This window comes from Sutterella massiliensis (genome assembly GCF_016899755.1).
Lineage (GTDB): Bacteria > Pseudomonadota > Gammaproteobacteria > Burkholderiales > Burkholderiaceae_F > Sutterella > Sutterella massiliensis.
The window spans coordinates 1-267 of record NZ_JACJJC010000436.1 but is presented as its reverse complement, the minus strand read 5'-3'; the positions used below and the strand labels follow the sequence as shown (position 1 = coordinate 267).

The window sequence follows — 267 nt, the reverse complement described above, 5'->3', positions numbered from 1 at the left end:
ATTATGCCCAGGAGTACCAATAGAAGCCCTCTTTTTACAACACGCAATGCCAGTTGATTTTTGCTTTTACCTTTCTCCAATTCGCGGCCAACAGAATAGGGCGTAGCCACCCCTGCTATAAAAAGAAAAAGCGGGAAAATGAGATCATAAAAATGAAATCCATTCCAGTCGGGATGCGTTAATTCATTGGCGATAGCACCCCAGAATGGCGAGCCGGTTGCTTTAAACAGGGCATGAAAAATTTCTTCCGCACCCATGATCCAGAAC

At 44.6% G+C, this 267-nt stretch carries 1 protein-coding gene; it reads right to left on the bottom strand.

Annotated elements, in window-relative coordinates:
• Positions 1-257: DUF5009 domain-containing protein (locus H6A60_RS13220; protein ID WP_205105327.1), on the bottom strand; the 257-nt coding region annotated here is incomplete at its 3' end.
• Between the last annotated feature and the right edge of the window lie 10 nt (positions 258-267).